11 protein-coding genes are annotated in these 11,367 nt (G+C 43.5%); 10 read left to right on the top strand and 1 reads right to left on the bottom strand.

Annotated features, from left to right (window positions below; translation table 11 throughout):
- Positions 1 to 339 precede the first annotated feature (339 nt).
- The 9 genes from HUJ21_RS09975 (at position 340) to HUJ21_RS09935 (ending at position 7,041) form a co-directional block, all read left to right on the top strand.
- Positions 340 to 723: a TraR/DksA C4-type zinc finger protein gene (locus tag HUJ21_RS09975; protein ID WP_166149943.1), complete on the top strand. Its 384-nt coding sequence runs from the start codon at positions 340 to 342 to the stop codon at positions 721 to 723.
- 2 nt (positions 724 to 725) lie between these two features.
- Complete coding sequence (gene scpB / locus HUJ21_RS09970) at positions 726 to 1,286, top strand: SMC-Scp complex subunit ScpB (protein WP_291369297.1); 561 nt, start codon at positions 726 to 728, stop codon at positions 1,284 to 1,286.
- Positions 1,287 to 1,415: 129 nt separating this feature from the next.
- Positions 1,416 to 2,465, top strand: a complete 1,050-nt coding sequence (locus tag HUJ21_RS09965) for a pseudouridine synthase (RefSeq protein ID WP_291369295.1) — start codon at positions 1,416 to 1,418, stop codon at positions 2,463 to 2,465.
- Positions 2,466 to 2,524: 59 nt separating this feature from the next.
- Complete coding sequence (locus tag HUJ21_RS09960) at positions 2,525 to 2,806, top strand: DUF427 domain-containing protein (protein ID WP_291369293.1); 282 nt, start codon at positions 2,525 to 2,527, stop codon at positions 2,804 to 2,806.
- 6 nt (positions 2,807 to 2,812) lie between these two features.
- Positions 2,813 to 4,207: a mercuric reductase gene (locus HUJ21_RS09955; protein ID WP_291369291.1), complete on the top strand. Its 1,395-nt coding sequence runs from the start codon at positions 2,813 to 2,815 to the stop codon at positions 4,205 to 4,207.
- A gap of 15 nt (positions 4,208 to 4,222) precedes the next feature.
- Entirely contained in the window at positions 4,223 to 4,681 is a 459-nt protein-coding gene (locus HUJ21_RS09950) for a YciI family protein (RefSeq protein ID WP_291369289.1), read from the top strand.
- A gap of 133 nt (positions 4,682 to 4,814) precedes the next feature.
- Positions 4,815 to 6,080, top strand: coding sequence for a 6-bladed beta-propeller (locus tag HUJ21_RS09945; RefSeq protein ID WP_291369288.1), 1,266 nt, complete (start codon positions 4,815 to 4,817; stop codon positions 6,078 to 6,080).
- Positions 6,081 to 6,380: 300 nt separating this feature from the next.
- Positions 6,381 to 6,590 (top strand): hypothetical protein, encoded by a 210-nt coding sequence (locus HUJ21_RS09940; RefSeq protein WP_291369286.1) that lies wholly within the window; start codon positions 6,381 to 6,383, stop codon positions 6,588 to 6,590.
- Positions 6,562 to 7,041 (top strand): nucleotidyltransferase, encoded by a 480-nt coding sequence (locus HUJ21_RS09935; protein ID WP_291369284.1) that lies wholly within the window; start codon positions 6,562 to 6,564, stop codon positions 7,039 to 7,041. The genes HUJ21_RS09940 and HUJ21_RS09935 overlap by 29 nt, the downstream gene beginning before the upstream one ends.
- A gap of 1 nt (position 7,042) precedes the next feature.
- On the opposite strand, the gene HUJ21_RS09930 is transcribed toward HUJ21_RS09935, so the two are convergent.
- A complete protein-coding gene (locus tag HUJ21_RS09930) occupies positions 7,043 to 8,242 on the bottom strand; it encodes a DUF4221 family protein (RefSeq protein WP_291369282.1) in 1,200 nt (399 codons plus the stop codon).
- Between the two features lie 427 nt (positions 8,243 to 8,669).
- Between HUJ21_RS09930 and HUJ21_RS09925 the strand changes: the two genes are divergently transcribed.
- Positions 8,670 to 11,114 carry a prolyl oligopeptidase family serine peptidase gene (locus HUJ21_RS09925; protein ID WP_291369280.1) on the top strand — a complete coding sequence of 815 codons (2,445 nt, stop codon included), beginning with the start codon at positions 8,670 to 8,672 and terminating at the stop codon, positions 11,112 to 11,114.
- Positions 11,115 to 11,367: the final 253 nt, after the last annotated feature.

Here is an 11,367-nt window from a genome sequence, read left to right as displayed (position 1 = left end):
TATAATAGACAGACATAAGTCTACTACTAGGATTTTTTTCATTAGATTATTTTTTGTTTATTTAGCTATGTTGAAATTAATACAATTAAAGGAATAATTCAAAAAAGATATTACAATACATTTTCGAATTAACTCCTAAAGAACAATCCCAAATATAATAGCAGTTCGGAATTAATAAAAAGATTAATCTTCCATCAAAACGAAAATTTCTGCTCATTTAAAAATTAAATCTCTTTCGGCCTTATCTCCCTGATTTCAAATAAAACAAATAAAAAAAATAAGATTTTTGATTTAAGAAATGTCACTGTATTTTAGGGAAATTTTTAAAAAGAACTGTATATGAGTCAGGGAGAAAAAACCAGTTATTCCAAGGAAGAACTTCAGGAATTTGAAGTGCTGATAAATGATAAACTTGCCTTAGCCAAAGAAGAATTTCTGCAGCTAAAAAGATCTCTTAGCAAACAAAACGACAGCGGAACGGACAACACTGCTTCTACTTCCAAACTTCTGGAAGACGGTGCCGATACCCTGGAAAGGGAAAATTTAAGCCAGTTGGCAGCAAGGCAACAAAAATTTATCATCAATCTCGAAAATGCGCTGAGAAGAATTAAGAACGGTACCTATGGTGTTTGTGTGGATACAGGAAAACTGATCAGCAAAGAAAGGCTGCGTGCTGTACCTCATACCATGCACAGCATTGAAGCAAAAATGGCAAAAAAATAGCATTGGATTTTTTACACCGGCATATTGAAGCTTTGGTATTTTGCTCCTCCGATCCTTTGGGTCTGGAAGAGATACAGAAATGCCTGACTGAAATGTTTGAATCAGAGGTCCCGATGGAACACCTGGAAATTGCAGTAGCAGCCCTGCAGGAAAAATTCCAGGCGGAGGAGCATGCATTCAGCCTGGAAAAATTAGCCGGAGGTTATCAGTTTTTAACCAAACCCGCCTACCAAAGCAGTATCTCTATCCTTCAAAAACACCAATCCCAAAAAAGGTTGTCTACCGCACAGCTGGAAACTTTATCTATTATCGCCTATAAACAACCTGTGACCAAATCTGAAATTGAACAGATCAGAGGGGTAAATTGCGACTATTCCGTCCAAAAATTATTGGAAAAATCATTGGTCGCCATCAAAGGAAAGTCAGAAGGCATAGGCAGACCCATACTTTACGGTACCAGCCCCAAATTTATGGAATACTTCGGCATAAATGACCTGAGCGAATTGCCTCAACCCAGGGATTTCAAAACAGAGGAAAATGAAATTGGCAATCAAAATGATTGATTTTTAATCGATTTTAAAATTAATCCATAAAAATAGTCTAATTTTGCAGCCGCATTGATTGAAGGCAATTCCTTCATTTCAAGCTTCTTACCAAGTTATAGGCTAATACAGCAGAGATGCTGCAGATTTATGAAAAAATTTGATAAAAAAGACGGTGATTTCACCAGGAAATCTTCCCGTACCAGCACCGGCAGCAAAGACCGGTTTTCCAAAGACAAACCCAAAACTGGGGAAAAAAGTACTCAGGCAGAAAAGAGCGAGTACAAAGGCCGGGGCAAAAATGAGAAACCTACTTATGGCTCCTTCCAGGAAAGAGACAATAAAAAGAAACCTTTCAAAAAACCCTTTTCTCCCATAACCAAATCAAGGAAAAACAAAAGTAAATCCGAAACCCAGCCGGAATACGACCTTACATCCATTCAAAAACAAGCCCACAAAGATGCGGATGAAATCCGCCTCAATAAATTCATTGCCAATTCAGGCATATGTTCCAGAAGGGAAGCCGACAAGCTGATTAAAAAAGGGGAAATTGCAGTGAATGGAAAGGTTGTTACCGAATTGGGCTATAAGGTCATCCGGAAAGACAGGGTAATGTATAAGGGGAAAGCCATTCGACCTGAAAAACCCGTTTACCTGCTGCTTAATAAACCTAAGGATTTTATCACCACTACGGATGATCCCTTGGAACGAAAGACTGTCATGCACCTGGTAGATGGGGCCTGCGAAGAACGCTTGTTTCCTGTGGGCAGACTAGACAGAAATACCACTGGCCTTCTTTTGTTTACCAATGACGGTGAGTTATCGGCCAAGCTTACCCACCCTTCCTATCAGGTCAAAAAGATCTACCAGGTAACCCTGGACAAACCCCTGGCGAAAAATGATCTGGAAGCTATTATAGCAGGTGTGACTCTGGAGGATGGGCTGACCATGGTAGATGACCTGCAGGTGCTTTCTCTTGACAAAACCATTTTGGGACTGGAAATCCACTCCGGAAAAAACCGGATCGTGCGCCGGATTTTTGCGCATTTTGGATACGAGGTGACGGCACTGGACCGGGTAATGTTTGCCGGCCTGAGTAAAAAAGACATAGCCCGTGGCAAATACAGGTTCTTAAATGAAAAAGAGGTTATCAATCTCAAATTCATGAATAAAAGTAAAAACAAAAAGCGACCCAAATAGGTCGCTTTTTGTTTTTGGCAGGGATTTAGTTATCTTATTCTGAAATTATACCCATGCCTATGAAAGCCATTTGGAAAAATAAAATTTTAGCTCAGTCAGAGGAAACAAAATTTCTGGAAAACAACCATTATTTCCCCCATGAATCTCTGAACAGGGAATTTTTTGAAATATCCAACACCACCTCTGATTGTCCCTGGAAAGGTAGGGCCAGTTATTACCATGTCAGGATCGGGGAAGATATTAACAGAGATGCTGCCTGGTTTTATCCCAAGCCCAAGGAGGCTGCAAAGGACATCAAGGACCATGTAGCCTTTTGGAAAGGCATCAAAGTAGAGGAATAAATATCTATGAAGAAATACCATGCCATAGTAATCGGAGCCGGTCAGTCGGGGATGCCGCTGGCAAAAAAAATAAGTGCCAAAGGCCTTTCTGTGGCATTGATAGAAAAAAGAGCTCTGGGAGGAACCTGTATCAATGATGGCTGTTCCCCAACCAAAACCATGGCCGCCTCTGCCAGAATCGCTCACCTGGTGGGCAGGGCAGGTGATTTTGGGGTAAATGTCAAAGACTTCAGTGTAGACCAAAAAGCGGTTAGGGACAGGAAAAACCATATCGTGGAATTGTTTCGGGGAGGAGCTACCAAGGGGTTACAAAAAGCCGAAAACCTGGACATCATCATGGGTGAGGGAGTATTCCAGGCCGATAAAACACTATTGGTCAAAAGGCCCGGGCAGGAAGACCTGGCCCTGAAAGCTGAAAAATACTTTATCAATACCGGATCAGGCCCCAATATCCCTCCGATTGAAGGCTTGAGCGATTGCCCTTACCTGGACAGTACCAGTATCATGGAATTGGAGGAAACACCGGAACACCTGATTGTGCTGGGAGGAGGGTATATCGGCCTGGAATTTGGCCAAATGTTCAAAAGGTTCGGCAGCAAGGTGACCATCATGGACATGGCCTCTCGGCTGGTGCCCAAGGAGGATACCGATGTTTGCGAAGAAATTTCAGCCATTTTCAAAGAGGAACAAATCGATACCATATTCAATATAGAGGTAAAAACGGTCAGCTTTGCCAATGGGAAGATTACGGTTAGCTATGATGATAAAGCGGGCAAAGGCAGCATCAGTGGTTCGCATTTGCTGGTAGCTACCGGCCGAAAGCCGAGCAGTGAAGGACTTGGCCTGGAAACCATTGGTGTGAAGTTGGCCGGTAGCGGTCATATAGTCGTGGACGACAACTTTGAAACCTCCGTACCGGGTATCTATGCCCTGGGAGACGTGGCAGGAAGCCCCCCATTTACCCATATGGCCTATCATGATGCCCATATTGCCTTTAACCGGATATTTGAAGGAAACAAGTCGCTCTCAGCGAAGAATCGTTTGGTACCCTATTGTGTTTTCATAGATCCCCAACTTGCCCGGGTTGGATGGAACGAGCAGCAGGCCAAAGAACGGGGCATTCCTTATGAAACCGGGAAATTTTGGATGAAACATTCAGGAAGGGCCCTTGAAACCGATGAAACCAGGGGTTTTTTCAAAGTGCTGGTAGACCCGGAAAGCAAGCAAATTCTCGGAGCCACCATCCTCAGCATGGACGGGGGAGAAATCATGGCTGTCATACAAATGGCCATGGTTGGGGGGATTCCCTATAATCAGATCCAACACCTGCCCATCGCCCACCCTACCCTGGCCGAAAGCCTGAACAACCTGATGGGGCAAATCAAGCGTACCAATAAATAGCGTTTCTATAAGAAAATGAAGTTCTTGATTATCCTATACTTTCTGACAGGAATTGGTCTTATCTCTATCGCCCAGGGTACCAATCTCCAATACAACGCAGCGCTTGCTGACAGCCTTGGTGCAGATGCTTACGGGATGAAAAGTTTCGTACTGGCCATTCTTGAGACCGGAAGCACAGCCCCGGTCGATAAAGCCGAGGTCAGTAAGGCCTTTTCAGGTCACATGGCCAACATCCGCCGGCTGGTGGAAGCCGGTAAGTTATTGATCGCAGGTCCTCTGGGAGAAAATGATGACCGGTATAGGGGGATCTTTATCTTTGATGTAACCACATTAGAAGAGGCAAGGAATTTGGTGAGCAGCGACCCTGCCATTCAGGCGGGGTATTTGGACGTCAAACTGTACCCCTGGTATGGCTCTGCTGCCCTGCCCATGTATCTGGATGCGGCAGATAAAATCTGGAAAGAAAATCCCTGAGCATTTTAATCCCACATTTGCTCCCTTTTTCGAAGTACTGGGAAAAATTCCTGGCTCATTTTCACCAGGCAGAGGTTAAATGGCTTAAAATGTCAATATTTTTTAGTAATTTAACTATCTAATTCTTTTTGCCATGAAACTTTCACTCCCTACATTAAGTATTGTCGGTTTAGCTAAAGCCTCTTTTTTTAAATTTCTGCTATTTATTAAGTACTGGCTTTACGTTTTGTTGCTGGGAATTTTTATAGGCTTGCCTGGAGGTTGTAATCAAAAACCTAATTCCGTTCCTGGTCTGGAAAGAATCTCCGTGGATCTTTCGGAATCGCGTACCGGAAAGTTATCCGAGTTTTTCGAGCCTTCTATTGAATACATCTGGCTGGAGGATGATTCGGAGGAGGCCCAACTCAATGCCGGATTGCATAAAATACTTTTTCACGAAAACCGAATCTACACCCTGGATATTTACGGCTGCAAGTGTATCCATATTTTCGATACATCCGGCAAGTACTTGTCAAAGATAAGTGCCTATGGAGAGGGCCCTGGCCAATACCTTGACTTTGATGATGCGGCATTTGTTGACGAGGAAATAGTCCTACTCGGAGTATTCCCACGCAAGATCATGTGGTTTAGCCTGGAGGGTGAATTCCTTCGGGAGCTTTCGTTTCGTGACCCTATTGGGCCGGGTGTTTTTTCAGCATTTGACCAAAGATTGTACCTTTTCACCGACACCCGGGATCCGGGAGATTATTTTGTCAAAAGCTTCAACAAATCATTTCAGGACACCATTCAGTATTTTCCTTTCCATCCTGAGAGGCTGTATGGAAATTTTTCCGGTAGAAATTTTTTCCAGAAAAGTACAGAGAATCTTTATTTTGGAATGACCTATCTGGATACCATCTATCAGGTGGATAAGGGCAATTTTATGCCAAAGCTCGTTTTTGATTTCGGAAAATACGGGCAGGACCTTGATGAGATTAAAAGGCTTGATCCTGGCATGGAAAGCTTGGATTTTATCAATAACAGAGCCAGGTTGTACTTCCGTGGTCAATACCTTATTTCCGAAAAGCACCTCTTTACCCTGCTGGCTTATGAAAAAAAAGCAATCTTTTTATTCTTTGATCGGGAACAAAATAAGACTCATCTCATTGAGAAACGCCTTACAAATGATATTGATGGAGGATACGATGCTCCTGGGTTGCAATATAGTTTTAAACCGGGAAAGGTAGGTTTAAAAGTACCTGGCAGGGATCTGTATGAAACCCTAATGGAGAAAAAAAACAATATGGGAAAGGCGGAATTTGAAAACTGGGTAAAAAACCAGGGAAGGAATTTCGCAGAAACAGCCATGAAGGCAAGAGCATCCGAAAACCCGGTGCTGATTGTCTATACGCTGAAATAGCACAGTGCAGAATCGAGATCGTCGGGATCAATTTATAAGGTTACATTAACCATATTCCGAGGTTCGGCATTTAAGATAGGAAGCCCAGATAAACAGAGTTTGCAACTCTACTGAAGGTGCGAAATACAAATAATGGCGCTATCAACCATCATGCAAATTCATCCATTAAACCTCAATCTTATAAACTCCTTCTCATCTTCCATATTCTCAAAATAAGCTTACTGAAAAGTGTAATCAGCCATAAAATTTCTTCAGTTTATCAATTAAACCTTATATTTAGGATATAAAAGAGCATCCTACATGGAAATCAAGTTTCAAACCAAAGCAGCAAGTAACCGGGAACAGCGGGAATCTTTCTTAAAACTGGAACCGAAAGACCGGTTTTATGCTTTCCTGGACCTTTGCGAAAACCTGAAGAAACTTCCCCTCAAAACACCCAGAAAAGCTCCTTCGGACAATTTTATAATTGAAATCAAAACCCATGACAAAAATCTGGAAGGAGAACTTTGATTCCTTTTTAAGGGAAGCATCAAAGGAAGGGGTTAAAATGCTTTTGGTTGGGGGTGGAGCTGTGAATTTTCACGGGTACCAACGACACTCCGCAGATGTGGATTTTTGGATAGATACCTCCGAAGAAAATTTCTCCAAGCTACTACAGGTATTTCAACGAATGGGATATGAGATCGACAGCTTTCCCGATAAGGTTAAAAGAAAAGAACAAAATATATCCGTAAAATTCTCTCCTGCTGATCTAAACCTGGAATTGATTACAAATTTCCAGATTGGAAAAAGCTTTGATGAGGCCTTTTCCGAAAGTGAAAAAGTGGAAATAAGGGATCATGGAATATTTAAATGGAACGTCCTAAATTTATATGACTTGCTTGAAAGTAAAAGAAGAGCCGCCAGACCCAAAGATTTGTTGGATATCTTAGAGCTGAAATCAATTCATGGTATGAAATGATTTAGTTTTCATGGAGCGATACCCCCTCTGAAGGAAATGTTCGTCTCCCCAGGTCCATCGACAATCTGGCAAACCCAACTTCATCCTCTACATTTACAAACATCCAGATCTTCCCGTCCTTGACAAAATGCATCTGGGGCGGCATGGTGATGTCTGGTACCGCTGTCTCTGCCAGCATTTCCAGATTTTCATCAAATAGGGTCAGGTATACCTCAGCAGAGGTAGCAGCAGGCCATTGAAAGTTTTCTGTATCCGGTTCTTCCAGAACTTCTTTGTGGGAAAATCGGTAATACACCTTATTCCGCTCATCCCAAACAGGTGGGGAAAAACTGATTTCTTCTCTTACCTGCCGTATGGCTTCCAAAAAACCTTCCTGAGTATCAAACTCGCTAGCCCCTGGAATCGTTTTTTCATTGTCGGTAAGCTGACTTTGGTAGGTGAATACCCGCAGGCTGTCGGTTTCAGGCAGGTACTGGTAGATTTCATTCCTAAGATTACTTCCCAGCAAGATTTTACCTCCCTTTCGACTCAGATAGGTCTGAGGGCCAGAAATCATGGAGCTTTTCCCATCTGTAAATTGCAAACTAAAATTCTTAAGGTTTTCGAATTGGGGAATGGACATCGTTTTGGTACTACCTTCGTTTAAATCAACCCGCATGAGTTCCGTCGATTTTGCTTCAAAGCTTCTGAGAAAACCGAGGTATTGGTTTTTCTGTTCAGGAAGATTCATCTCAACCAGGAAGGCCTGTCTAACGTCGGTTTTACTGTCATCAGTGATTAATTCCTGAAACTTCAGTTCCTTCAACTTCTTACCATTCAGGTCGAAAATTAGCGGATTCGGAAAGGTGACGATCAGGATATGTTCATCGTCCAAAAGAAAAAAAGAACGGAAAAAATCACCCGTGCCGTTAGGCCCTTCTTTCTCAAAAGGCAGTTTCCGGACAAACTTTTTCTCATCCAGATCAATCTGTTCGAAGCTATGATCATGCTGATTGTAATTGTATAAATACTTGCCGTCTGGGGAAAGGTCCGAATTGTACAACCTTCCTGCCACAAAAAGCAATTCCTCTCCGGGATCAATGATTACCGTGTCCAGGGCATAATCCAGGGAGGTACTGCCACTCAGGGTTTCCATTTGGTTTTCGCTGGTACAGGCTATCTGAATTAGAAGGAATACCAATAAGGGAAAAATCTTTGCCATAACTTTATCCGTTTAGAACTATAAATTTAAAAAATATGGTTTAAAAACCTATTAAAAGGTTAATTTAAAATCAAGAAATTAAATTCCCATTGATCCATCATACCCAGAATTCGGGACAAGAATTTCGTTAAAAACTGGCTATTCCTTCACTGCATTCCGAAAACAATTCTCCCTAAGTTACTTCAGCCCATTCCGGGGATTACAAATCCCTCCCTATCTGTTCCACGGAATTACAAATTCCGAGGAGCCGCGCTGTTTGATATTTGTAATGTCGAACCCAGATAAGTTGGATTTGCAATCTTGGTAACGGGCAGGATCGATCATACGTTTTTATAAAAAAAGTACAAACCCACATGATTATCAGATCAAAAGGGTTATTTTTGGGGCAATCCTTTAATCAATTATTTCCCTAAGACCAGCTAGTTTTATGAAATTTGTTTCTAAGCATTACCTGAAAGTATATTTTTTGATTAGCTGGGTACTTTTAGGGATATCCCCTGCCTATACCCAAAATAGCACCACTTTTACCAGCGGATTATTTCTGGAAAATATTCACCGGTATGGCAGGGAGGTGATCTTTACGGATCCTGTGGCGTTCCAGTTGGCCGAAGGGACTTTCCAAAAGCCGGAAGAAGGACAGGGGATTTCCGCCGATATAGATGGCGTTTGGAAGACCATCCAGCCTGCAGAAGATGGTAAATTTAAAGGGCGGATACGAAGTGGGTACCTCTACTTTACCTATGATTCGGATAAAAAGCAAAATGCGCTTTTAAAGGTAAGTGGTAGCAGCATGATATATGTCAATGGTGTTCCCAGAGCGGGGGATATCTACGGGGACGGTTGGCTTTACCTGCCCATAGCCTTGGAGAAAGGTGAAAATGAAATTTTAGCCCGGTTTAACGGGCTTTGGTCGGGAATTGCCGCAGAATTACTGCTGGATCAAAAACCGGCCCTTCTAAAAGTAGCAGATGCTACCCTTCCGGATATTGTCTTGGGAGAGGACAATGGTGCACTTATGGGAGCAGTGGTGGTCATCAACAATACCCCCAAGCCTATCAACAATGCCAACATGGAGTCCATACTCAACGAAAAAGTGGTAACCACTCCCCTTCCTACCATTCCACCCATGAGCATTCGAAAGGTAGGTTTTGAAATAAATGCCAACGATATATCAGAAACCGGAGAATATGCCTGTTCTCTAAACCTTTTGCTGGGAAACAAAGTAGTCGATAATCAAACAGTAAGCCTGGATGCAAGAGAAAGCACAGAACATTACAAGCAGACGTTTGTCAGCGAAATCGATGGCAGCGTACAGTACTATGGCGTAGCACCCCAAACGGATGGGGGAAGCCCCGGTTCGGCCTTGTTTTTATCCGTGCATGGTGCAGGCGTGGAAGCCATAGGCCAGGCTAGGGCCTATCAGCAAAAAGACTGGGGAACATTGGTAGCCCCTACCAACCGTCGGCCCAGGGGATTCAACTGGGAAGACTGGGGCAGGATAGATGCCATGGAAGTCCTGGGTCTGGCAGTAGAAAAATTCAAACCAGATCCCTCCCGGATCTACCTGACCGGACATTCCATGGGTGGCCATGGTACCTGGTATTTGGGAGCTACTTTTGCCGGAAGGTGGGCGGCCATCGCTCCCTGCGCCGGCTATCCCACCTTGATGGGCTATGGTTCTGCTGACGGAAAAATCCCGGAAAACCCCGAAAGCGAACTGGAAAAAACTTTATTACGGGCCAGCAACCCCAGTAACACCATCGAACTGGCGAAAAACTATGCGGCGGGAGGGGTCTACATCCACCATGGCGACAATGACCGGGTGGTCTCTGTCAATTATGCCCGGCAGATGCGGGGCATTCTGGCGGAGTTTCATCCGGACTTCAGCTACTACGAATATCCGGGAGGCAGCCATTGGTTTGGCAGTGAAAGTGTAGACTGGGCTCCCTTATTCGATTATTTCAAATGGCATAAGCGTAGCCCCGACAGTCTGACCCATATCATTGACTTTTCTACCGCCAATACAGCCGTTTCCTCCCGCAACAAATGGCTGCATATCCTGCAACAGGAACAGTCCCTGGCCTACAGCCGGGCAAACCTGCAACGAGATATGGAAGGGTTGAAAATCAGTGGGCAAACAGAGAATATAGCCGTGCTGGGTATTGATACCCAGTATTTTCAGGTCGGAGACAGCATTTCTCTGGACCTGGACGGGAAAGAGCTGGTATGGGTAAAGGACCAAACACCTACCCTTTACCTGCACAAAAGCAACAAGGCCTGGACACCGGGACAAAAACCGGATCCTTCTGCCAAGGGCATCCTTAGAAACGGAACGTTCAAAGAACCCTTTAACCACCGGATGATCTTCGTGTACGGCACGGCTGGCAACAAAGCTGAAAATGAATGGGCCTACAATAAGGCACGTTTTGATGCAGAAAGCTGGTATTACAGGGGGAATGGTGCCGTGGACCTGGTTTCAGATAGGGAATTTGATTTGGAGAAACAGGGTGACAGGGGGATCATTATTTATGGCAATGCCGATACCAACCGGGCATGGAAAACACTTCTGGATGAAAGCCCCATTCAGGTCAGCAGGAATGAGATCAGCATGGGAGAGGAAGTTTTCCGTCAGGATAACCTGGGAACCTATTTCATGGTCCCAAGAAAAGACAATGACAAACTCAGTATTGCCGTAGTAAGCGGTACCGGATTGAAAGGCCTGCATATAGCCAATGCCAACCAATACTTTGCCGGAGGAAGCGGCTTCCCGGATTTCGTCGTATTTTCCTCCGAGCTGCCGGTAAAAGGCGTTGAAGCCATCAAGGCTGCAGGATTCTACGGAAATGACTGGACTTTGCCTGCGGAGGAATAAAGAAATAAGAATAATATAAGTTCTATTCTCATGCCTAAGTGTTAAAAACCCAAATAACACTTTTTCAAAGGAATAATTGTGATAGTTGACATTTTATTGAACCAGGTACCTATCTTGCTTATGGGGATAAGCATTATGTATTGGCTATTGGAAGTTCCAAAAGGACCAAATTCAGGGCTTGTGGCTGAAGGATTATTGTTTAACCGGCGCCAAAATTTAATGAAATCTCCTTAAAACAGTTTTAAAGTTACTC

Source organism: Cyclobacterium sp., assembly GCF_014762705.1.
Classification (GTDB): Bacteria; Bacteroidota; Bacteroidia; order Cytophagales; family Cyclobacteriaceae; genus Cyclobacterium.
The sequence above is the reverse complement of the archived record's forward strand: the minus strand, read 5'-3'. Positions and strand labels throughout refer to the sequence as shown.